Consider the following 21,737-nt stretch of genomic DNA (forward strand, 5'->3'; position numbering starts at 1 on the left):
TGCGCCGTCCGGAAACGACAACCCAGCCAAGGGCCTACGGTTCCAGGATGCGGTCATAAGTGAACAGACCGTCCGTTTCAGAGATGCTATGTGTTACTCAGGAACATTATCCGGGATCATCTGTTCCCGGACCCAGGCGTGCCTTGTCGGTCCGCTTGCAAACGGCCCTCGCGGCCTTATTCGGATAATCATGCAAGACGCCCTCGGATCGCCCGTAATGCCCGACATGCTGACCGTGCTGCGCGAAGCGACCGGCCCCTCTCACGAGCGGCTGGACGCATCCTTCGGCGCGCTGGACCTGATGACCCGCGACGGGCTCGGGCGCTTCCTTGCCGCGCACGCCGCCGGGCTGGAGCCGATGTTCCCCGCCTTCCGCGCCTTTCTGGAGAGCGAACTCGGCCTCGAATGCCCGGACTATCCGGCCATGCTGCGCGCCGATCTCGATGCTCTCGGCGTCGATGCCGTGCCCTCTATCGAGACGCCTGCCGGGCTCGATGCGGCAGGCGGCGAGGCAGGCATCGCCTATGTCGTCTCCGGCTCGCGCCTTGGCCTCGTGGTCATTCGCCAGCGCGGCTACTGGGGCGAGTCGAAGGGCTTCCGCTCTGCCTACATGAGCGACGGGCGCGGCCACGACGCGTGGAAGGCGCTTGTCCCGGTCCTGCGGACCCGCGCGTATGCGCCCGATCAGGCGGAGGCGCTGCGCACCGCCGCCCTCGCCGCGTTCGAGACGTTCTCGCGCGCATTCGCCGCCAGTGCCGGCCTCGCGGCGCGTGTCGATGGCTGACGCGATGCACCAGGTAGACCTGTCCACCTGCGACCTCGAGCCGATCCACATCATCGGCCGCATCCAGAGCTTCGGCTGGCTGCTGTCGTTCTCCAGCGACTGGATCATCAACCACGTCTCGGTGAACTGCACCGACCTGTTCGGCCGCGACGCACGCGATCTCGTCGGCCTTTCCGCCACCGAGTTCCTGTCGCAGGAAGCCCTGCACGACATCCGCACGCGCCTGCAGATCCTCGGCAGCGCGGGCACCGTCGAGCGCATGTTCGAGGTGGACCTGATCGGCGACGGCCGCGTCTTCGACGTCGCCGTGCACAATTCCGGCCGCTCCTTCATCCTGGAGATCGAGCCCCACGAAGGCGGCAAGCGCCGCGACTTCGTTTCCTACGTGCGCCCGATGATCGAGCGGCTCCGCCAGTCGCCCTCCATCGAGCAATTGTGCTCCAGCGCCGCGCGCCATCTGCGCGGCCTCACCGGCTTCGACCGGGTGATGGTCTACCGCTTCGAGGGCGACGGCGCGGGCGAAGTCATCGCCGAGAGCCTGAACGGCATGGTCGACAGCTTCAAGGGCCAGCACTTCCCCTCGTCCGACATTCCGGCGCAGGCGCGCAAGCTCTACACCCGCAACCTGCTGCGCATCATCAGCGACGTCGACGACCCGACGGTGCCGATCATCCCCGCGACCAATCCCAACGGCGATCCTCTCGACCTGTCGATGTCGGGCCTGCGCGCGGTGTCGCCGATCCACATCGAATACTTGCGCAACATGGGCGTGAAGGCGTCGATGTCGGTCTCGATCATGCGGCGCGGCAAGCTGTGGGGGTTGATGGCCTGCCACCACTATTCGCCGCTGACGCTGTCCTATTCGGTACGCACCGCGAGCGAGCTGTTCGGCGAATTCTTCTCCTACCTGCTGGAGCAGAAGGAGACCGATTTCTCGACCGAGAAGCGCGCGGAATCGATGCGCCTCCACGACGAGATCATGGCCCGCGTCGCCGGCGGCGGATCGCTGCTGGAAGCCTTCGACGACTTCACCGATTCGATCCGGCAGGTGATCCCCTTCGACGGCGTCGTCGGCTGGGTGGACGGCCGCTTCATCGGCCACGGTGCGGTGCCCGATCAGACGCAGTTCGCCACCCTCGCGCGGTTCCTCAACACCGCCGGAGCCAGCACGGTCTGGGCATCGGACAACATTTCCGCGGTCTACCCGCCTGCGGCGGAATGGGCGGACAAGGCATCGGGCCTGCTGGCCCTGCCGGTCAGCCGTTCCCCGCGCGACTACATCGTGCTGTTCCGGGGCGAGGCGGTGCGTGAGGTGAAGTGGGCCGGCAACCCCGAAAAGGCCATCGAACTCGGCCCCAACGGCGCGCGCCTGACCCCGCGCAAGAGCTTCGAGATCTGGCGCGAGGAACGGCGCGGCTATTCGCGTCCCTGGACCGACGAGGAAGTCTCCTCCGCCGAAGCGCTGCGCATCACCCTGCTCGAAGTCGTGCTGCGCCTGTCGGACGCCGCCAACGTCGAGCGCGAGCAGGCCAGCCAGCAGCAGGACATGCTGATCGCGGAACTGAACCACCGCGTGCGCAACATCCTCAACCTGATCCGGGGCCTCGTCGCCCAGAGCAAGGAAGGCGCGCGCACGATCGACGAATTCGCCGAGATCGTCGGCAGCCGCATCCATGCCCTCGCCCGCGCGCACGATCAGGTGACGCGCAAGGACTGGTCGCCCTCCTCGCTCTACGACCTGATCCGCACCGAGACCGACGCCTATGCCAGCCACTCGCTGGACCGGGTGGTGATCGATGGGCCGGACGCGCTGATCGCCCCCGCCGCCTTCACCACGCTGGCGCTGGTGATCCATGAACTGATGACCAATTCGTGCAAGTACGGCGCGCTGTCGGATTCGCACGGGCAAGTCACCGTGACGCTGAACCGCAGCGACGACGGCGCACTGGAGATCGACTGGCGCGAGGAAGGCGGTCCGCCAGTCCGGGAACCCACCCGGCGCGGCTTCGGCTCGACCATCATCGAGCGCACGATTCCGCACGAACTGGGCGGCTCGGCCTCGGTGATCTACCCGGTGGACGGGTTGCACGCGCTGTTCCTGATCCCCTCCGACCATATCTCCGGCTTCGAGACCCCCGGCGCGGTCCTGCGCGAGCCGGTGAGCGAGCCTCCGCAACCCGCCGAGTTCACCAAGGAACTGGGCTCCGGCGCGGCGCTGATCGTCGAGGACAACGTGATCATTGCCATGGAGGCGGAAGACGTGCTGCGCGGCTTCGGCTTCACCGACTGCCGCATCGCCGGCTCCGTCAACGCCGCGCTCGGCATTCTCGAAGGCTCCGACGTGAGCTTCGCGATGCTCGACGTGAACCTCGGCAAGGATACCAGCGAGGCGGTGGCCCACGAACTGGAAGCGCGGGCGATCCCCTTCATCTTCGCCAGCGGCTACGGCGAACGCTCGCTGCAGTCCGGCGCGTTCAAGAGCGTTCCGGTAGTGACCAAACCCTACGGCGAACGCGACGTGCGCTCGGCGATCGGGCGGGTGATCAAGGGGCGGTAGGAGCCCCTTGCCAAACTCTGCCATGGGCGTAGATTTTACGGGATGACCACGATGAACATCTCGCTTACGGAACCGCTCAAGCAGTTCGTCGATCGGCAGGTTTCCGGCGGCGGCTACGACAGCAGCAGCGAGTATGTGCGTGACCTGATCCGCAAGGAACAGGACCGCCAGTCCTTGCGCGACCTGCTGCTTGACGGTGCCCGATCCGCTCCAGGTGCAACGGCGGACGATGCCTACTTTCAGGATTTGAGAAGCCGGGTCCGCCACTCGGAATGACCGCCAAGCCCGTAGTCCCGCGCGAACGGGCTCATCTCGACGTCCGGGACACCATCGATCACTACATGCGCGATGCGGGGGCCCCGGTTGTGCTCGATTTCATCGACGCGCTGCAGGCGGCCTATCGCACCATCGGCGAGCACCCGGGCATCGGCTCACCACGCTATGCCCATGAACTCGACGTGCCCGGGCTGCGTCATCGCCGCCTGCGGAACTTCCCGCAGATCGTGTTCTATATCGAACAGCCCGACCACATCGACGTCTGGCGCGTGCTCGATGCCCGGCGAGATATTCCCCAGCAGCTGGCTCCGGAGGCTGACGAGTAGCCCTCACGCCCGCATCCGCTGCTCCCCATGCGTGGCATTCCAGCCGTCGACCCAGCCGCGCACGTCCTCGTAAGGCATCGGGCGGCAGATGCCGTAGCCCTGGCCGCAAGTGCAGCCCATCGCCACCAGCATCGCCTGCGTCTCCGGGTTCTCCACCCCCTCGGCCACCAGCGGAATGCCGAGGCAGTCGCACAGCACCACCAGCGAAGTCACCAGCGACTGGTCGAACCGGCTTTCGGTAAAGCGCGCGATGTAGGAGCGGTCGATCTTGATCTCGCGCACCGCGAACTCGCGCAAGTAGCCGAACGAGGTGAACCCCGCGCCGAAATCGTCGATCGAGAGCGAAACGCCGTGGTCCTGCAACTGCTCGATCACCCGCTTGGCCTGCGAGGGGTGAGCGATCAGCGCGGTCTCGGTCAGTTCGAGCACGACATGCGCGGGATCGACCCCGTGCGTGCGGATGGCCTCAACGACGTGACCGACGAAGCCCGGCCGCTCCAGCATCCGCGCCGAGACGTTGATCGAGATACCGGCGCCGTCCAGCCCCGGCTCCAGCCGCGCGTATTGGCCCAGCACGGTATCGAGCGTCAGGTACGTGAAGTCTTCCAGGAGGTGCGACTGCTCGACCGTCTCGATCAGCGCGTCGGCCGCGACCGGGCCGTTGTCCGGGTGAGTCCAGCGCACCAGCGCCTCGAAGCCGAGAACCTGCCCCGAACGCATGTCCACCTTGGGCTGCCAGTGCCAGTTGAAGGCTCGCGCGCCCATGGCGTCCTCGATATCGTGGAGCATTGTGCGCTCGTCGGCGCGCACCGTGCGGCGCTGTTCGCCGCGCGCGATCACCGCCTTTTCGGTGCTGCGCTTGGCCCCACGCTTGGCCTCGTACATCGCCTCGTCGGCGGCCTCCACCAACCCCTCGGGCGAATAGCCCAGTTGCGGGCACAGCGAGATGCCCATCGAGGCGCCGACGTAGAGCAACCGCCCGTCGTGGACGATCGGCTGCTCGATCAGCTCGGTCAGCTTGGTGGCGACGGCCAGCGCGGACTCGTCGCCATCGACGTTCTGCAGCAGGACCGCGAACTCGTCCCCGCCGAGGCGGGCGATCGTGTCCACCTCGCGCAAGTGCTCGCGCATCCGGCGGCCCAGCGTGATCAGCACCGCATCGCCCGCCGCATGGCCGAGGCTGTCGTTGATCTCCTTGAAGCGGTCGAGGTCGATCATCATCACCGCGAACGGATCGCCGCTGCGCCGCGCCCGCGCGCAGGCCTGCGAGAGCCGGTCGGCGAACAGCGTGCGGTTGGGCAGGTCGGTCAGCGGATCGTGGAGCGAGCGGTGCGTCAGTTCCTCTTCCGCGCGGCGCATGTCCTGCCGGTACTTGCGCCAGGCGATCCCCTCCTCGACCGACGCCGCGACCCGCTCGGGAGAGAGCGAGCGCTTGGACAGGAACTCGGTCATGCCCGACTTGATCGAGTCCGCCGCGATCTGCTCGTCGGTATGGCCGGTGACGGCGATGATCGGCACGTCGGGGTCGATCTCGGCGCGGATCTCGGGCAGCAGGTCGCGCCCGTCGCCGTCCTTCAGGCCGAAGTCGAGGAAGACGATGTCGAAATGCGCCTGCGGATCGCGGATCATGCCCAGCGCCTCGGCCTGCGAGGCGGCCTGCGCCACGGTGATGTTGCGGGGAACGCGGCGCAGCAGGCGCAGCAATTTCTCCCGGTCGACGTCGTCGTCATCGACGATCAGCGCGTGAATATCCTGAGTACCGTTGTGCAGGTGGTCCATGGGAGGAAGGAATCCTTGCGTGAGGGGGGGCGCCGTCAGGGCAGCTCCTGCGTGCGGGCATACTTGCCGATGAAATCGGCGAGGCGAGCGAACTGCGGACCGACGGCGGACTTGACCATGTAGCCCGCGACGTGCCCGTCGTAGGCACGGCTGCGGTCCTGATCGCGGGCCGAAGTGGAGAGTACGAAGACCACCGTGCGGCGCAGGTCCGGGTCGGCGCGCAGGGCGTCGAGGAACTGGAAACCGTCCATGCCCGGCATGTTGAGGTCCAGCAGCACGATCACCGGCGTTTCTATCTGCTTGTCCGGATGGCGGCCGGTGAGGATCGCCAACGCTTCCCCGCCGTCACCCGCCGTGACGGTGCGGCAGGGCACCTCGTATTTGCGGAATGAGCGCAGCACGCCTTCGCGCGCGACGTCGTCGTCATCCACCAGCAGCACGGTCACGTCGTTGTAGTTGGCAGTTTTCTTTGGTGCGGATCGGGGTGCGACCAGATCAATCATCATCTTCGTTCTCTCGCAGAAGTATGCGGGGCCAGTGGACTTCGAACCTGGCGCCGCCGAGGGGACCCCGGCCCTGGACGGTCACCATGCCCCCGTGGGCGTTGATCATGCGGCGCGTGAAGGCGAGCCCCACCCCGTCGCCGTCGGTCCCCGGCGAGGCGCGGTGGAACAGCTTGAAGATGCGGTCCTCGTTGCCGGGCGGGATGCCCTGCCCGTCGTCCTCCACCGTGAAGACGGTGAAGCGCCCCTCCTCGCGCACGGCGATGCGGATGTGGCCTTCCTTGCCGCCGTGGTGCTTGACCGCGTTGGACAGCAGGTTGCGCAGCGAAGTGGAAAGCGGCGCACGCGGAGCGACGATGTCGGTGCCCTGCACGTCGACATCGACCTCGAACCCCTCGGGGATTGCCGTAAGTTCCAGCGCTTCCTCGACCAGTTCGTGCGGATCGATGCGGTGCATGCGGGAATCGCGCACCCCGGCGCGGGCGTAAGCCAGCAGGTCGTCGATCATCTGCTCGGAGCGCTCGATGCGCTGGGCGATGCGGTCGAAGTTGTGCACCACGTCCTCGGGCAGTTCGGTGCCTTCGAGGTCTTCGCGGATCCAGCTTACCAGGTCGGCGATACCCCGCAGCGGCGAGCGCAAGTCGTGGCTGGCGACATAGGTGAACTCCTCCAGCTGCGCATTGGTCTGCTGCAGCGCGCGTTCGGAGCGCTTGCGGTGCGAAATGTCGCTGACGATCGCCATGTAGAGCGGCTGGGCGCTGCTCTCGAATTTGGTGAGCGCGATCTCGACGGGAAACTCGCGCCCGTGGCGGTGCAGCGCGGTGACGTCGCGGTCGCCGCCCATGAGGCGCGACTTGGGGGCGGCCGCGTATCCGGCGATCTGCTCGCCGTGCCTTGCGCGGTATCGCTCGGGCAGCAGCATGTCGATCGGCTGGCCGATCATCTGCTCCACCTTCCATCCGAACTGGACCGCGAGCATGGCGTTGGCCTGCGCGATCCGGCCCTTGCCGTCCACCACCACCACGCCCAGCGGCATGCTTTCGAACATCTGGGTGAAGCGGCGCTCGGCGGTGATCTCGCGCGTCATGTTGCGCAAGTAGACGACCGCGCGGTCGCCCTCCTCGCCCGCGACGGGCGCAAGGGTCATCGTGACGGTCGGGCGCGAACCGTCGGCGCCGTGCAGCACCATCTGGCGCGACCAGGTGCCGCGCGTCTCCATCGAAACCTTGAAGAAGACCTCGAACATCTGCCGCAGCGTCTCGGCATCGTCTTCGGCGAACCACATGAAGAACAGGCTGTTGCGCAGCGCCTCGGCATCGGGCTCGGCCAGCAGCGAGGCGGCAGCGGCATTGCCGAAGGCGACCACGCCCGCCGCATCGACGATCAGCGCGGCGATCGGGGCATGGACCAGCGGCGCGTGGATGTCGGTTGTCGTCATCGGCGTCGCCAGCATCGCGTGTCCTGTCCTGCGGGAGACGTGATGCCGAACGAGCTTGAACTTCGTTGCAGCCACGGCCTCCGGGTGGAGCGCCGGAAACCGCGCTGCGGCCCCCGTACCCGACGAGGGGTACACCGGGGCGGTTATCGACCTGCGAAGCCAGACCTAGGGAGCTGTCCCTAGACCCGGCCTGTCGCAACGATTGCAGTGGTTAAATTTGTGTGAGAGCGGCCGCTGTCCATGCGCTCGGGGCCGCGCGCAGCACTTTCGTCATCCCCGCGAAAGCGGGGACCCATCTGATGCCAGTGCAACACGAAACGTCAGGAGATGGGTTCCCGCCTTCGCGGGAATGACGACGTCAAATACCCAAGAACTGCCCTCAGCGCGCGACGAACTTGCCTGCCTCGCGGTCCTTGCGGACCTTCAGCGCGTCGAACACGGTGCCGCTCATGGTGATCCAGATGCCCGGGCCGGCCGATTGGCAGCAGCCGAACGCCATGCCCAGGTTGAATGCCGCGTCGCTCTCGGCGAAACGGGCGGGCTGCATGGCTCCGCACATCACGACGGTCTTGCCCTCGATATGGGCGAGCGCGGCGGCGGTGTCGGTCATGGTGTCGGTGCCATGGGTGATGACGACATGGCTTTCCGGCGCCCCGGCGACCGTCGCGGCGATCAGCGCGCGGTCCTCGTCGGTGAGTTCGAGGCTGTCCTTGCGCAGCAGTTCGACGACGCGGAACGGATGCGCCACGCGGGCAGTGGCCAGCAGCTTGCCGATCACGCTCTCGACGATCTGGTACTCGCTCAGCGCGTCGAAGTACTGCTTGTCGATGGTGCCGCCGGTGGTGATGACGAGAATGGGTGCCTGGTTCATGCGCGTTCCTTACTGCGGGACGCGCGGGTTTCCAATTCCTTCGTAGGTAAGGGGCGCGCTTTGCCGATGGGGCTTCGAGAGACTGTGCCTGACCCTTCGACAAGCTCAGGGTGAGCGGGAGTAGCGTAATGCCCTATCAATTCCGCTCAGGCTGAGCCTGTCGAAGCCCCCGCCGCACACGCCGCACGGATATTCGCCCTGCGATCTCCCGCCATCTCGCATCTGCACAACCGCGCCGATCCATGGCACCACTGCGACCATGAGCACCCTTGCGTCACCCTCGCTTACCGCCCGCAGCGAACTGGCCGCCGGATGGCCGACCGTCCTTGCCGCCGCGCTGGCGATCGGGGTGGGGATGATGGGCGTCGGGTTCTACTCGCTGGGCCTGTTCGTCACGCCGCTTCAGGCCGAGTTCGGCTGGACCCGCGCCGAAGTCTCGGGCGCGGCGACGTTCCAGCAGCTGGGCATCTTCCTCTCCGCCCCTGTCGTGGGACGCCTTGCCGACCGCTTCGGCAACCGCACCATCGCCATCGCCAGCTATCTGGCCACGCCGCTCGCCCTGGTGGCGCTGGCCGAGACCGGGCCGTCGCTGACCAAGTGGTACGGCCTGTGGCTGCTCGTCTCTCTGGCGGGCTGCGGGACGACCCCGGCGATCTGGGCGCGCGTCGTCTCGCTGCGCTTCGATGCCGGGCGCGGCTTCGCATTGGGGCTGATGCTGACGGGCTCCGGCATGGCGGCGATCCTCGCGCCCGCCTTGCTCGGCCCGGTGATCGCGGTGCAGGGCTGGCGCACCGGCCTCCATGCCATCGCCATCGTGATCGCCGTGATCGGCATCCCCGTCAGCCTCCTGACCGGGCGCGGGGAGCGCGTCGCCGCCGACAAGCGCGAGCGCGGCAGCATCGAGATCACCCGCAAGACGCTGCAAATCGCCCTGATCGGCTTCCTGCTGGGCGTCATCGTCGCGGCTCTGATCGTCCATCTCGTGCCGATGCTGGTGGACCGGGGGGTGCCGCCCGCGCAGGCCGCCGGAGTGGCCGCCTTCATCGGCATCGCGGTGGTCTTCGCCCGCGCTTTCGTCGGCTGGCTGTTCGACCGCTTCCACGCCCCGCGCGTGGCAGTGCTGTTCCTGACTTCGCCGGTGATCGCCTGCGTGATCCTGTGGCTCGACGGCCCCGCGATCCCGGCCGCGCTGCTGCTCGGCCTCGCGGCCGGGGCGGAAGTGGACATGCTCGCCTATTTCACCAGCCGCTACGCCGCACTGGAAAACTACGGAGCGACCTACGGCGCCATCCTTGGCCTGTTCAGCCTCGGCGCCGCGTTCGGTCCGCCGCTGTTCGGGTGGATGGTGGACGCGACCGGCAATTCCGACCTCGCCCTCGCCTGCTCGGGAGTGGCGCTCATCGGCGTGCTGGTGCTGATCGGAACATTGGGGGCTTACCGGACGTCGTCGCGCTGAGACTGCGGGGGCTTCGACAAGCTCATCCTGAGCGGGTTTGAGAGGCATTACACTAACTCCGCTCACCCTGAGCTTGTCGAAGCCCCCGCGACATGACGCGCCTAAAGACAGCCACCGGTCCCGGATCAGGTCCGGAACGACGAAGTGAGAAACGCCAGCAACCCGCGCTCCTCGCGGCTCATCCAGCGGGTCTTGCGCGGCAGGCTTTCGGGCACCTCGGGTGCGCCCCGATCGCCCTTGGCCGCCGCGATCACGTCCGGGTGGACGTAGGACTTCCGCGCGATCGCGGGCGTATTGCCGAGGCACTGCGCAACCTCGTCCAGCATCGCCCGCAATGACAGGCCGGGGTTCCCGACCAGCATCGCGAAGGCCATCGTGCTCGCCGCCCATGTCCGGAAGTGCTTGGCGGTGAAGCCCTCGCCCATCGTCTCGGCAAGGTATGCGTTGACGTCGTGGCTGTGGACGGGAATCGCCTCGCCCTCCTCGTCGACGTACTGGAACAAGTGCTGGCCGGGCAGGTCCTGCATCTTGCGCACACAGCGCACGAGGCCGGGATCGTCGCAGGTGATCTGCTGCAGCTTGCCCGACTTGCCCTTGAAGCGCAGCATCAGCGCGCCGCGCTCTATCTTCGCGTGCCGGTTGCGCAGGGTGGTCGCCCCGAAGCTCTTGTTGGCCTTGGCGTAGCACTCGTTCCCCACCCGGATCGCCCCGGTATCGAGCAGCGCCACGACCGAGGCGATCGCCCGCTCGCGCGTCAGCTTGCGTGAAGCGATGTCCGCGTCCACCCGCGCCCGCAGCACCGGCAGCGCATCGCCGAACAGGGCGCAGCGGTCGAACTTCATCGTCTCGCGCGACTGGCGCCAGTCGGGATGATAGCGATACTGCTTGCGCCCGCGCGCATCGTAGCCGGTCGCCAGCAGATGTACCTCGGGGTCGGCGGAGAACCAGCACCGCTCGTAGGCGGGCGGCAGGGCGATGGCGTTGAGCCGGTCGATCTCAGCGCGATCCTTTATCCGCGCTCCGTCCGCGTCGAAGTAGGCCCACTTGCTGCCGCGCACCGGCCTGCGGGTGATGCCGGGGGCGCCGTCATCGGCGAATTTCAGGCGCGAAATCGTCTGGCGCGTCATCAGCATGGGGTCTTGTCCGTTGTCTCTCCCTTTCGAGAACGCGCGAGGGGCAAACGGGTTGTCGGAAACCGGAACGCGATCCCGCCGTTCCTTCCTGCAAAGACAAACCACAGGAGACACCCATGGCAGACGCACGCATCTTCCGCGATCTCAAGGCCGACCACGACAAGCACCGCAAGTTGCTGGAACAGCTGGGCGAAACCCAGGGCGCCAGCGACGAGCGCAAGGACCTGTTCGAAGCCTTGCGTAAGGAACTCCAGGCCCACGCCGCCGCCGAGGAGGAATCGCTCTATGCGACGATGCTGGGCAACCCGGACCTCCGCGACGAGGCGCGCCACTCGGTGTCCGAGCACAAGGAAATCGACGACTTCCTCGGCGAACTGTTCGAGATCGACATGAGTTCGTCCGCGTGGCTGACCAAGTTCAAGGAAATGCGCCACCGCTACCTCCACCACATCGACGAGGAAGAGGAGGAGATGTTCCCCGAAGCGGCAGAAAAGCTCTCGGCCGAAACCGAGAAGGAACTCGCCGAAGTGTTCGAGAAGCGCAAGCCGAAGGAACTGGCGACGGCCGAAAAGGAACTGCCCGGCGATGCGCGCGAATAAAGCCGGCAATACGCCGGCTCGGGCCTCCCCTGCGGCGAACGCGGGGGAACGCCCGGCCCCGGCGGCGCGTTGCCTTCTCGATCAACCATAACGGAGAAGGACCATGGACAAGGACATCCGCGAGCATTTCTGGAAAGCGTTCCAGACCAGCCCGTTCATCATGATGAGCCTTCAGGCCGGACATGCCCACGCCGAGCCGATGACGGCACAACTCGACAAGGACGCCCATCACGCGATCTGGTTCTTCACCAAGCGCGACAACCGCATCGGCGGCGGCGGCAAGGCGATGGGTCAGGTGATGACGCGGGGGCACGAGGTTTTCGCCTGCATCGACGGTACGCTGGTCGAGGAAACCGATCCGGCCGTGCGCGACAAGCACTGGAACAACGCCGTGGAGGCGTGGTTTCCCGGCGGCAAGGCCGACGCTTCGGTCGTCATGCTGCGATTCGAGATCGAGGACGCCGAAGTCTGGACTTCGGAAATGGGCCTCAAGGGCGCCTTCAAGCTCCTGACCGGCAAGCCCATCAAGCAGGGCGAGGCCGGAGAGCACGCGCTCGGCGCGGTCTGAGACCCTCTAGGACCGATGCCTGAGCAGCGGGGGCGTGGCGGTTCAGGCCGCCACGCCCTTCGCGCTTGTCCTCCCTGTCGCGCAGCGATGGGGAGGGGGACCGCCCGCGCAGCGGGTGGTGGAGGGGCTTGGGGAATACAAAACCCCCTCCGTCACCGACTTCGTCGGCGCCACCTCCCCATCGCTGCGCGACAGGGAGGATAAGGGTCAGCCGGGCCTTTTTCGCCGCAGCAAATACCTCCACACGCCCACGCAGTTGATCGCGAACAGCGCCACGTTCTGCAGCCCGATCCCCTCGGCCTTGTCGTCGAGGAATCCCCAGGCCACCAGGGCGATCGAACTGGTGACGAAAATGACGAAGCCCCAGCCGGTCCATTTGCGGCCGAGGTCGAGCGATACGATAAGCGCCGCCACGGTTCCCGCAGCGGCGCAATAGTATTGCAGGCATTGCAGGACGACTTGGCTCATCCTCTCGCCTTCTTCTCAGGCCCTGTTGTGTTTGTCATCAGGCCCGGGCTCTTGCGGCCCCTCTCCTACTCGTGAAACGTCAGGTGCGCAGTTGCAGCGGCTCCAGTTCCTGTGGCCGGGCGCTGTCGGGGCATCCGGCAAGGGCATAGGAGATCGCCGCGAGGATCGCCTGTCGTGTAAAGGGTTTCTGGACGACCCCGATCGCGGTAGGCGCCGGGGTGTCGATCTGGCCGGGATTGGCGGTGACGTAGATCACCCGCACGCCGTAACGGCCGGAGAGATCGCGTGCGATGGCCGGGCCGGTGAGCCCGTCGCGCAAGTTGAGATCGACGAGCGCCACATCAGGAACATCACCCAGCATCCCCAGCGATGCCATGTCCGGAACCGTGCCGACGACGGCATGGCCGCCATCGGCAAGGATATCTTCCAGTTGCAGCGCTACCAGGAACTCGTCCTCGACGATGAGGATTTTCCCGGAGTTGGCCACCATCGCATCCAAGGTACGTTGTCCCGGTTCAGGCAGCCACGCGCTGGGCGAGGCGAGCGGTGTCGGCATTGACGTTGGCGATCTTCACCAGTTCGCCGAAGAAGGCGTCGATCGCCTCGCCGCCAAGCACGAAGTTGTGGCGGAAGTCCGGCAGCTGGCCGGATTCGATGATCTTGGAGAGCATCGCGCGGGCGCGGCAGATGCGGCTCTTAACGGTGCCAAGCGCGATACCGCAGATATCGGCGATTTCCTCGTAGGAGAGGTTGCCGGCCGCTACGAGCACGAGGGCCTCGCGATAGGTTTCGGGAATGGCGGTCAGCGCGCGCAGGACGTCCGCCAGTTCGACGGCGCTTTCCTGGCTGGCTTCGGCGCGCAGGATGCGTTCCGCGGCCAGTTCGTCGTACTCGCCATGGAAGCGGGCGCGGCGGGCCTCGGAATAGAAGTGGTTGCGCAGGATGGTGAAGGTCCATGCCTTGAAGTTGGTGCCGGCGGCATAGCGCTCACGCGCCGCCCATGCCCGCAGCATGGCTTCCTGCGCCAGATCGTCGGCGCGGTCACGGCAGCCGCACAGACCGCGCGCGAATGCACGCAGGTGCGGCGCTACCTCTGCCAGCGCGCGGCGGAAATCACGGTCGCTGAGCGCGACCTTTTCGGGCTGGACCCCTTCGACGCCTGCTTCGACAACAGTCGACATTGCGTTACCCTCCTCTGAGAAAACCAGTCGGATAGCTAACGGCAGTGCGGCGAAAATAGTTCCCGGCAATGTCCTGAAATCGCCCATTTCGTTGCGGAAGCGAAAGAAATCAGCGCCAGACCGAAAAACTTCCCGAAAAACTTTGCCGTATTTCCGCAGGATCGGCGGAACAATCATGGCCCATAAAAATTGAGGCCCCCGTCCACTTGAGTGGGCGAGGGCCTCCGGGATCGGATCACCACCGGTTTGCGGGGGGGGTGGGGGAGCCAGTGGTGATATTGTGGGAACGTAGCGCCCCTTCGTTGGTTCCCGAAAAAGCGTCTCACCGCAAAAAATTTTCCGGTTGCCCTATACGCCCGGCGGAGTCAGACAAACGACACCGGCCTTCAGGCGCAAAGGGCGCCCATCGACGTGCAATCGGGAAGCCAACTTCCCCCATAGGCCTTGAGGAACTTGAATGTCCGTCTCTGATCAGATTGCGATCCAGCTGCCTTACCTGCGCCGCTACGCGCGCGCCCTCACCGGCTCGCAGCACTCGGGCGACGCCTATGTCCGCGCGACGCTGGAAGCGGCCCTCGCCGACCGCTCGCTGCGCGATGCCATCGCCCGCAGCCGCGCCGCGCTGTATGAGGCCTTCACCCGCATCTGGTCGACCGGCCATGTCGAGGAACCCGCGGGCGACATCGGCGGCGGGCACGAGCAGGCCGCGCAGGAGCGCCTCGCCGCCGTCGCGCCGACGCACCGCCAGGCCCTGCTGCTGACCTCGGTGGAGGAATTCACGCGTGAGGAAACCGCGACGATCCTCGGCCTCGAGGTCGAGGAAGTCGATGCGCTGGTTTCCCAGGCGATTGCAGAGATCGAAGGGGAAAGCGCAACCCGCGTCCTCATCATCGAGGACGAGCCGCTGATCTCGATGCAGCTGGAAGGCCTGGTGACCGACCTTGGCCATACCGTCGTCGGCACCGCCGCCACGCACAAGCAGGCGATCGAAATCTTCGAGAAGCACCCCGCCGGCCTCGTCCTTGCCGATATTCAGCTGGCCGACGGCAGCTCGGGCATCGATGCGGTGGAAGACCTGCTCAAGTTCGGCGAAGTGCCGGTGATCTTCATCACCGCCTACCCGGAACGCCTGCTGACCGGCGAGCGGCCGGAGCCGACCTACCTCGTGACCAAGCCGTTCCAGGAAACCACCGTGCGCGCAACGATTAGCCAGGCGCTGTTCTTCAACTCGACGCGCCCGCAGGCCTGAAGGCCCGGCGCCTCCGGGAACATCGCTCGTAGACCGCCGGTAGCGCGCGCCTTCCGATGCGACGCCGTCATTCCCGCCCGGGCGGGAATGACGGCGGACACGTATCGTTTCAGTCGTGCTCGCGCCCCCCCGAACCCATGTAGAGTTCGCTGCCGGTTTCGCGGAACACCTTGCTCATCTCGGCCATGCCGGCCTCCGCCTCTTCGGCTGCGACGAAGGTTTCGACCGGCTGGTTCTGCTTCGCGGCGAACTCGCGCACTTCCTGGCTGATCTTCATCGAGCAGAACTTCGGCCCGCACATCGAGCAGAAATGCGCCGACTTCGCGCCCTCCGCAGGCAGCGTCTGGTCGTGGTACTGCTCCGCCGTGTCGGGATCGAGAGACAGGTTGAACTGGTCGCGCCAGCGGAACTCGAAACGGGCGCGGGACAATGCATCGTCGCGGACCTTGGCCGCCGGGTGGCCCTTCGCCAGATCGGCGGCATGGGCGGCCAGCTTGTAAGTAACCACGCCGACTTTCACGTCATCGCGGTCGGGCAAGCCGAGGTGCTCCTTGGGCGTCACGTAGCAGAGCATCGCCGTGCCGTACCAGCCGATCATCGCCGCACCGATGCCGCTGGTGATGTGGTCGTAGCCTGGAGCGATGTCGGTGACGAGCGGACCGAGGGTATAGAACGGCGCCTCGCCGCAGGCGGCCAGCTGCTTTTCCATGTTCTCCTTGACTTTGTGCATCGGCACATGGCCCGGCCCCTCGATCATGACCTGCACGTCCTGCTCCCAGGCGCGCTTGGTCAGTTCACCCAGCGTGTAGAGTTCGGCGAACTGCGCCTCGTCGTTGGCATCCGCGATCGAGCCGGGGCGCAGGCCATCGCCCAGCGAGTAGGCGACGTCGTAGGCCTTCATGATCTCGGTGATTTCGTCGAAGCGTTCGTAGAGGAACGATTCCTTGTGATGCGCCAGGCACCACTTGGCCATGATCGAGCCGCCGCGGCTGACGATGCCGGTGACGCGCTTCGCCGCCAGCGGCACGAAGGGCAGGCGAACCCCGGCGTGGATGGTGAAGTAATCGACGCCCTGCTCGGCCTGTTCGATCAGGGTGTCGCGGAAGACTTCCCAGTTCAGGTCCTCGGCAATGCCGCCGACTTTCTCCAGCGCCTGATAGATCGGCACGGTGCCGATGGGCACGGGCGAGTTTCGGATGATCCATTCGCGCGTGTCGTGGATGTTGCGCCCGGTCGAAAGATCCATGACGGTGTCGGCGCCCCAGCGGATCGACCAGACCATCTTGTCGACCTCGTTCGCCACGTCCGACGCGACAGCAGAGTTGCCGATATTGGCGTTGATCTTGACCAGGAAATTGCGCCCGATCGCCATCGGCTCGCTTTCGGGGTGATTGATGTTGGAGGGGATGATGGCGCGGCCGCGCGCGACTTCCTCGCGCACGAACTCGGGCGTCACGTAGTCCGGGATCGATGCGCCCCAACTTTCACCATCTCTGGCCTGCCCGTCGCGCACGTATTCCTTGAGCATCGCGCGGCCGAGGTTCTCGCGCTCCGCCACATATTCCATCTCCGGCGTGATGATCCCGCGCCGGGCATAGTGCATCTGGCTGACGTTCATGCCCGCCTTCGCGCGCAAGGGCCGCCTGACGACGTTGGGGAAGGCCGGAACCCCTGCCGAACGGTCAGGCCCCTTGAGGCCGTTGTCCTCGGGCTTCACCTCGCGCGCGGCGTAATCTTGCACGTCGCCGCGCGCCGTGATCCATTCGCGCCGGTTGGGGGCGAGGCCCGCCGAAATGTCGATCGTGACATCGGGATCGGTATAAGGGCCGGAGGTGTCGTAGACCCGCACCGGGGCCTCGCCGCTGCCGGGTTCGAGGTGGATTTCGCGCATCGCCACACCCAGCGGGCCGACGTGGATCTTCCTCGATCCACGGATGGCGCCGGTGGTCACGCCGATCTCGAGCTTGGAATTGATGTCTGCCATGGATTGCCTCTCTTTCTCTCCATGGGACGGAAAAAGAGACGGACTGCGGGTGTTGATTCGTGCTCAAACCCGACGCTCCACTTCCTCCGCCCGTACTAACGGGTTCAGGTTCGACGGGTCTTGTGGAGCATACCCACAACTCTCAGCCACTTGCTGGCTCCCCGGGGACGGCGCAGTGATAGACGCGCATATCGGCGGGGTCTAGAGGCTTGAGCCCATGCCGATGCTCTATCGCCTCGACGCGCCCGCGCCGCATGTCGCGCGCTCCTTCGGGGCCGAATCCGGCAATGACCCGTGGGACGGCGGCCACGTCGCGCCCGGGCAGTTCGCGCCGGTCATCACGGCTGGGCGAGAGGCGATCGCCGGGCCGAGGCCCCACTATCGCACCCCGCGCCGGATGATCCCGCGCCTCTGGGGCGTACCGCCGCCGCCCTCGGTGCACGAGCAGCGCGGCATCCTGACGGTGCGCAACCTCGACAGCCCGTTCTGGATCGGCAACTTGCGCAACAGCGAGTTCCGCTGCCTGGTGCCCGCCACCGCCTTCATGGAGTGGGGCCGCCCCTCGCCCACGGATGGCAAGCGCCGCCAGTGCTGGTTCGCCTGCGCCGACCAACCGGTCTTCGCCATGGCGGCGGTATGGAAGGACAGCGAGATTCCCTCCTTCGCCCTCCTCGCCTGCGAAGCGAACGCGGCACTGAGAGCAGAGGGGCGAGAGACGATGCCGGTGATCCTCCCACCCGATCCGGCCGTGCAGGACACTTGGCTGCGCGGCGCCTGGGACCGCGCGAAGAGCCTCATCGTGCCTTACTCCTCGTCCCTCATGGAGATGCGCGTGGCGGGCTGAGCCCATCGCTATCCGAGACGCGACCAATCCCGTGCCGCATGCTTGTTGCTCCTCCGATAACGATCAACTTTCTCGATCGCAGTAAGGGGAGTGTAAAATGATCGAGCAGAACGACGCAGCAAAACTGAACCGACGAACCGCCTTGGGACTGGGCGCCACCGCGCTTGCCGCAGCCTCGCTTCCGGCGGCGGCCGCAACGCCGAAGAAGCGCCTGCTCGATCCCGCCAATGCGGCCGATGCCTCGCTGATCTATCGCAAGCTGCGCTATCGCACGGACGACGGCCTCGTCTTCTCGTGGATCAAGGGTCCGTACATGGCCGCGACGGGCGGCGACCTGATCCCGGTCTATGCGATCAATCTCGGATCAATCCAGCGCATCACGCACAACGCCGACGGCAGTTTCGAGCTGATCGACCTGGAGATCAGCTTCCGCGTCGATATCGACACCGGCCGTCGCCTCACCGACCTCCGCAACCCGATCACGGGAGAGACCGTGAAAGTCGGCGGTCGCGGTCCGATCCCCACGCGCGTGCGGGTTTCGGCGACCAACGAGATCGACATTCCCGACGTCCCGGGTACGCCCCGCTTCGAGCACGTCCACACCCCCGCCGTGCCCTTCACCTTGCGCACCGGCGAGATCGCGGTACGCGACCGCTCGCACGCCCGGGTGACCGCCCCCGACGGCTCGGTGTCCTATCTGAACGAAGTGAGCACCCTGTCCGCGCCGAGCGCGCTGGTGCTGGACCCGGCGGTCACCAACGTCGACACGCGAGTGCAGTCCAATGACGTGCGCAGCTGGCCAGAATGGCTGCGGATGGGCGATCGCCCCGGTACGCTCAATCTGTTCGGCAACGGCGGCAAGGTGAAGCGCTTCGAGGACCTTCCGGCGGACTGGCACGCCATGCTCGAGACGTATTATCCGCAGATCGCCAAGGACCCCATCGCCGCTCTCGACAAGGCGGGGTAACAGGACACGCCTTGTCTCAGGCAAGGAAGGTGGCCATCTGCGGTAGATGGCCTCCGCGACCCTCGACGCCCTCCTCGGCGAAATCCGCGCCTGCCGCTTGTGCGAGACGGCGCTGGGCTTCGAGCCGCGCCCGTTCGTCGCGGCCAGCCCCTCCGCGCGCCTGCTCATCATCGGGCAGGCGCCAGGCAGCAAGGTCCATGCCAGCGGCATAGGCTGGGACGACGACAGCGGCGACCGGCTGCGCGGCTGGCTGGGGCTCGACAAGGCCATGTTCTACGACACCGCGAAAGTCGCGCAGATGCCCTCCGGCTTCTGCTATCCGGGCAAGGCGAGCGGCGGCGACAAGCCCCCTCGCCCCGAATGCGCCCCGCGCTGGCACGCGCCGCTACTGGCCGAACTGCCGCAGCGGCGCCTGACCCTGCTGGTGGGGCAGTACGCCCAGAAACGCTACCTGCCGCGCGGCTTCGCGCCCAACCTCACCGAAACGGTGCGACGGTGGCGCGAGGCACCGGAAGGACTGTTCCCCCTTCCGCATCCGGCGTGGCGCAGCCGGCTGTGGATGGCGAAGCACCCGTGGTTCGAAGCGGAAGTGCTGCCTGACTTGCGCCGAAAGGTGATCGAAGCCGTCGAAGGCTCCCCGCATCAGAACGTATAGGCCACGCCCGCGCCCAGGACCCACTGGTTCGCACTGCCCCGCAGCGAGGTGAACGGCGTGTCCTTGCCGTCGTTCAGCATGCGCGAATAGTTCGCCACTCCGAACACCGAAAGCCCACCGTCGCGCACGTCGCCGGAGAGGTCATAAGCCATCAGCAGCGAGGTGTTGACGCTGTCCCAGCCGCCCTTGGCATTGTAGACCGGCAGCCCGCTCGCAAGGCTTTGCCCCGGATTCACCGAGTAATAGTAGCGCGCGAACTTGTCATCGACACGGCGGGCGCTGACCGCCAGCACCGTGACGACCGCCGGGCTCAGGGGCGTCGTGTAGCTGATCGCGGGGGACCAGACCATGCCCTTGTAGGCGCCGTTCACGTCCCACTTCACGTCGCTCGACAGCGTGAGCGTATCGTAGTCGTGCAGCACGCGGTACTTGGTCACGCCCGCGCTGACGCCGACCTCGATCGCCGGATCGAGCTTGCCTGCCGCCCGCACGACCTCGTCCCGCACGCGCCGGTTGCGATTGAACGAGGCCGTGACGACCGGCCCCAGCGAAAAGCCGATGCCCGAATCCTTGTCGTCGGGAATGAAGTCCAGCGCCACGCCCGCAACGCGCGGATTGATGTCCACGCCCTTGAAATGGCCGCGCACCAGCGGCACCGGCGAGAGGATGTAGTCATCCGAGCCACGATAGCTGGGCACATAGACGGCGCCGACACCGACCGTCAGGTAATCACCGTCGAGAACGTTCTCGGTCGGCTGTTGCTGCGGCGCCTCCTGCGCGATGGCGGGCATCGAAAGAAGGGCGGCAGATGCCGTGCAAATCCGTAAGACAAGGCGTGAATTCATGACGGTCCCCTGAAGATCTTGAGAGACCAACGCTTTGCGGGACCTAACAGTTGCCTCGCGTGGCTTTCAGACCGACGACTGCCAGTCACGCACCGCCTCGATCGGGTGCACCAGCATCAGGACGTTGAGGGTCAGGTTGTCCCGGATCATGAACAGCGTGAACGCCTCGAACACAAGCGCCAGAGCCACGCTGGCACGGGCCGGAAGGCGCGCGGCGACAATGAAACCCAGCGCCATCCACCCCACGTCGCTCAGCGAGTTGAGCACGCTGTCGCCGCTGTAACCGTAGCTGATCGTGACTGAACGGTAGCGATCGATGATCAGGGGCGAGTTCTCCAGCAGTTCCCAGCCTCCCTCGAACGCCACCGCCAGCGGCAAGGCCCAGCGCGGCGACAGGACGCGGCCCAGCGCAGTCCACCGCCAGAGCGCACGCGCGATTCCGTAGAAGATGAGCCCGTGGATGACGTGGCTGAAACTGTACCAGTCAGCCACCTGCTGGCTGTTCTGGTCCGACTGCACATCCCCCGCCCAGAACCGGACGACGCCGCAAGGGCAGATGCCCGGGCGGCCCATCGCAAGCTCAACCAAAAGCAGCGCAAGGCCAAGACAAAGCGCCAGCCACGCCGCCGGACGATGCGGCAGCAGGGGCGAGCGTCCCGCGAGGTTCAGGATGCCGCGGCACCTTCGGGCAGCGTCTCGTTGCCGTCGCCGAGGCGGCGCTGCATGAGGAACACGTCGATCCACTGACCGTGCTTCCAGCCCGCCGCCGTCAGCGTACCGACCGGCAGGAACCCCGCCCGCGCGTGGAGCACGACCGAGGCCGGTTCCGAGGCCGCGATCACCGCAAAAGCCTGCCGGAAACCGCGCTTCTCGCACTCGGTGAGCAGTTCCTGAAGCAGCGCGCTGCCGATCCCGCGGTTCAGGCTGTCCTGGCACACGTAGATCGTCGTCTCGACGCTGTAGCGATAGCCCGCACGCGGGCCGTAGCGCTGGGCAAAGCCGAAGCCGAGCACCTTGCCGTCATCGTCGCGCATGACGAGGAAGGGATAGCCGCCCTTGATAAGCTCACAGATCCGCCGTTCCGATTCCGCCTCGTCAGGTGGCTCGGTCTCGAACGTCGCGGTGCTTTCCAGCACGTAGTGCGCGTAAATCTCGGCTATTGCGGCCGCATCCCCCGACGCGGCGTCGCAAACTGTCAGTTGCCCTGTCATCGTCACGAACATGCAGTAAAGCGAGGGGTCTGCCAAGTTGCAG

23 protein-coding genes and 1 riboswitch are annotated in these 21,737 nt (G+C 66.3%); of the genes, 11 read left to right on the plus strand and 12 right to left on the minus strand.

Annotation, left to right across the window (positions count from 1 at the left end):
* Window positions 1-217: 217 nt before the first annotated feature.
* The 4 genes from BES08_RS09350 to BES08_RS09365 are packed head-to-tail and all read left to right on the plus strand — an operon-like array spanning window position 218 to window position 3,943.
* Window positions 218-784, plus strand: coding sequence for a biliverdin-producing heme oxygenase (locus tag BES08_RS09350; protein WP_036527240.1), 567 nt, complete (start codon window positions 218-220; stop codon window positions 782-784).
* Window positions 777-3,341 (plus strand): HWE histidine kinase domain-containing protein, encoded by a 2,565-nt coding sequence (locus BES08_RS09355; protein WP_008831432.1) that lies wholly within the window; start codon window positions 777-779, stop codon window positions 3,339-3,341. Before BES08_RS09350 ends, BES08_RS09355 begins: the two co-directional genes overlap by 8 nt.
* A 51-nt stretch (window positions 3,342-3,392) precedes the next feature.
* Window positions 3,393-3,617 carry a type II toxin-antitoxin system ParD family antitoxin gene (locus BES08_RS09360; protein ID WP_008831433.1) on the plus strand — a complete coding sequence of 75 codons (225 nt, stop codon included), beginning with the start codon at window positions 3,393-3,395 and terminating at the stop codon, window positions 3,615-3,617.
* Window positions 3,614-3,943 (plus strand): type II toxin-antitoxin system RelE/ParE family toxin, encoded by a 330-nt coding sequence (locus tag BES08_RS09365; protein ID WP_008831434.1) that lies wholly within the window; start codon window positions 3,614-3,616, stop codon window positions 3,941-3,943. Before BES08_RS09360 ends, BES08_RS09365 begins: the two co-directional genes overlap by 4 nt.
* Before the next feature lie 3 nt (window positions 3,944-3,946).
* Here BES08_RS09365 and BES08_RS09370 read toward each other — a convergent pair whose 3' ends face one another.
* From BES08_RS09370 to BES08_RS09385, 4 genes are all read right to left on the minus strand, one after another.
* The gene (locus tag BES08_RS09370) at window positions 3,947-5,722 is read right to left on the minus strand and encodes a putative bifunctional diguanylate cyclase/phosphodiesterase (RefSeq protein ID WP_069708172.1); all 1,776 of its coding nucleotides are present in this window, start codon (window positions 5,720-5,722) and stop codon (window positions 3,947-3,949) included.
* A 35-nt stretch (window positions 5,723-5,757) separates the two neighbouring features.
* Window positions 5,758-6,228 (minus strand): response regulator, encoded by a 471-nt coding sequence (locus tag BES08_RS09375; protein WP_008831436.1) that lies wholly within the window; start codon window positions 6,226-6,228, stop codon window positions 5,758-5,760.
* Window positions 6,218-7,663 carry a sensor histidine kinase gene (locus BES08_RS09380; protein ID WP_083274749.1) on the minus strand — a complete coding sequence of 482 codons (1,446 nt, stop codon included), beginning with the start codon at window positions 7,661-7,663 and terminating at the stop codon, window positions 6,218-6,220. The genes BES08_RS09375 and BES08_RS09380 overlap by 11 nt, the downstream gene beginning before the upstream one ends.
* A 379-nt stretch (window positions 7,664-8,042) precedes the next feature.
* A complete protein-coding gene (locus BES08_RS09385; protein WP_008833648.1) occupies window positions 8,043-8,534 on the minus strand; it encodes an asparaginase domain-containing protein in 492 nt (163 codons plus the stop codon).
* 259 nt (window positions 8,535-8,793) lie between these two features.
* Here BES08_RS09385 and BES08_RS09390 point away from each other — a divergent pair, with 259 nt between their 5' ends.
* Window positions 8,794-9,990: an MFS transporter gene (locus BES08_RS09390; RefSeq protein ID WP_069708173.1), complete on the plus strand. Its 1,197-nt coding sequence runs from the start codon at window positions 8,794-8,796 to the stop codon at window positions 9,988-9,990.
* A gap of 125 nt (window positions 9,991-10,115) precedes the next feature.
* On the opposite strand, the gene BES08_RS09395 is transcribed toward BES08_RS09390, so the two are convergent.
* Entirely contained in the window at window positions 10,116-11,123 is a 1,008-nt protein-coding gene (locus BES08_RS09395; RefSeq protein ID WP_069708174.1) for a DNA topoisomerase IB, read from the minus strand.
* Between the two features lie 116 nt (window positions 11,124-11,239).
* Here BES08_RS09395 and BES08_RS09400 point away from each other — a divergent pair, with 116 nt between their 5' ends.
* Together BES08_RS09400 and BES08_RS09405 are read left to right on the plus strand one after the other, a co-directional pair.
* Entirely contained in the window at window positions 11,240-11,722 is a 483-nt protein-coding gene (locus tag BES08_RS09400) for a hemerythrin domain-containing protein (protein WP_008833645.1), read from the plus strand.
* Between the two features lie 103 nt (window positions 11,723-11,825).
* Window positions 11,826-12,290 carry a pyridoxamine 5'-phosphate oxidase family protein gene (locus BES08_RS09405; RefSeq protein WP_069708175.1) on the plus strand — a complete coding sequence of 155 codons (465 nt, stop codon included), beginning with the start codon at window positions 11,826-11,828 and terminating at the stop codon, window positions 12,288-12,290.
* Between the two features lie 207 nt (window positions 12,291-12,497).
* Here the strand turns inward: BES08_RS09405 and BES08_RS09410 are convergent, their stop codons facing one another.
* The 3 genes from BES08_RS09410 to BES08_RS09420 all read right to left on the minus strand — a co-directional run bounded on the left by BES08_RS09410 (window position 12,498) and on the right by BES08_RS09420 (window position 13,939).
* Window positions 12,498-12,758, minus strand: coding sequence for a hypothetical protein (locus BES08_RS09410; RefSeq protein WP_069708176.1), 261 nt, complete (start codon window positions 12,756-12,758; stop codon window positions 12,498-12,500).
* 79 nt (window positions 12,759-12,837) lie between these two features.
* A complete protein-coding gene (locus BES08_RS09415; protein WP_036527291.1) occupies window positions 12,838-13,248 on the minus strand; it encodes a response regulator in 411 nt (136 codons plus the stop codon).
* A gap of 25 nt (window positions 13,249-13,273) precedes the next feature.
* A complete protein-coding gene (locus tag BES08_RS09420) occupies window positions 13,274-13,939 on the minus strand; it encodes a sigma-70 family RNA polymerase sigma factor (protein ID WP_008832963.1) in 666 nt (221 codons plus the stop codon).
* Window positions 13,940-14,396: 457 nt separating this feature from the next.
* Between BES08_RS09420 and BES08_RS09425 the strand changes: the two genes are divergently transcribed.
* Entirely contained in the window at window positions 14,397-15,188 is a 792-nt protein-coding gene (locus BES08_RS09425; RefSeq protein ID WP_008832962.1) for a response regulator, read from the plus strand.
* A gap of 109 nt (window positions 15,189-15,297) precedes the next feature.
* Here BES08_RS09425 and thiC read toward each other — a convergent pair whose 3' ends face one another.
* Window positions 15,298-17,172, minus strand: a complete 1,875-nt coding sequence (thiC, locus tag BES08_RS09430) for a phosphomethylpyrimidine synthase ThiC (RefSeq protein ID WP_069708177.1) — start codon at window positions 17,170-17,172, stop codon at window positions 15,298-15,300.
* Between the two features lie 63 nt (window positions 17,173-17,235).
* A riboswitch (TPP riboswitch) is annotated at window positions 17,236-17,346 on the minus strand.
* A 43-nt stretch (window positions 17,347-17,389) separates the two neighbouring features.
* Between thiC and BES08_RS09435 the strand changes: the two genes are divergently transcribed.
* The 3 genes from BES08_RS09435 (at window position 17,390) to BES08_RS09445 (ending at window position 19,638) form a co-directional block, all read left to right on the plus strand.
* A complete protein-coding gene (locus BES08_RS09435) occupies window positions 17,390-18,016 on the plus strand; it encodes an SOS response-associated peptidase family protein (RefSeq protein WP_069708178.1) in 627 nt (208 codons plus the stop codon).
* 97 nt (window positions 18,017-18,113) lie between these two features.
* The gene (locus BES08_RS09440) at window positions 18,114-18,983 is read left to right on the plus strand and encodes a DUF1838 family protein (protein ID WP_069708179.1); all 870 of its coding nucleotides are present in this window, start codon (window positions 18,114-18,116) and stop codon (window positions 18,981-18,983) included.
* 46 nt (window positions 18,984-19,029) lie between these two features.
* Window positions 19,030-19,638 carry a uracil-DNA glycosylase family protein gene (locus BES08_RS09445; RefSeq protein WP_008829798.1) on the plus strand — a complete coding sequence of 203 codons (609 nt, stop codon included), beginning with the start codon at window positions 19,030-19,032 and terminating at the stop codon, window positions 19,636-19,638.
* On the opposite strand, the gene BES08_RS09450 is transcribed toward BES08_RS09445, so the two are convergent.
* The 3 genes from BES08_RS09450 to BES08_RS09460 form a co-directional block, all read right to left on the minus strand.
* Complete coding sequence (locus BES08_RS09450) at window positions 19,626-20,483, minus strand: MipA/OmpV family protein (RefSeq protein WP_069708180.1); 858 nt, start codon at window positions 20,481-20,483, stop codon at window positions 19,626-19,628. The two genes, BES08_RS09445 and BES08_RS09450, sit on opposite strands and share 13 nt — an antisense overlap.
* 66 nt (window positions 20,484-20,549) lie before the next feature.
* The gene (locus BES08_RS09455; RefSeq protein WP_069709210.1) at window positions 20,550-21,128 is read right to left on the minus strand and encodes a DUF2585 domain-containing protein; all 579 of its coding nucleotides are present in this window, start codon (window positions 21,126-21,128) and stop codon (window positions 20,550-20,552) included.
* Between the two features lie 20 nt (window positions 21,129-21,148).
* On the minus strand, window positions 21,149-21,730 hold the full coding sequence (locus BES08_RS09460; protein WP_083274645.1) for a GNAT family N-acetyltransferase: 582 nt from the start codon (window positions 21,728-21,730) through the stop codon (window positions 21,149-21,151).
* Between the last annotated feature and the right edge of the window lie 7 nt (window positions 21,731-21,737).

The sequence above is a fragment of the Novosphingobium resinovorum genome, from assembly GCF_001742225.1.
GTDB classification, from domain to species: Bacteria; Pseudomonadota; Alphaproteobacteria; order Sphingomonadales; family Sphingomonadaceae; genus Novosphingobium; species Novosphingobium resinovorum_A.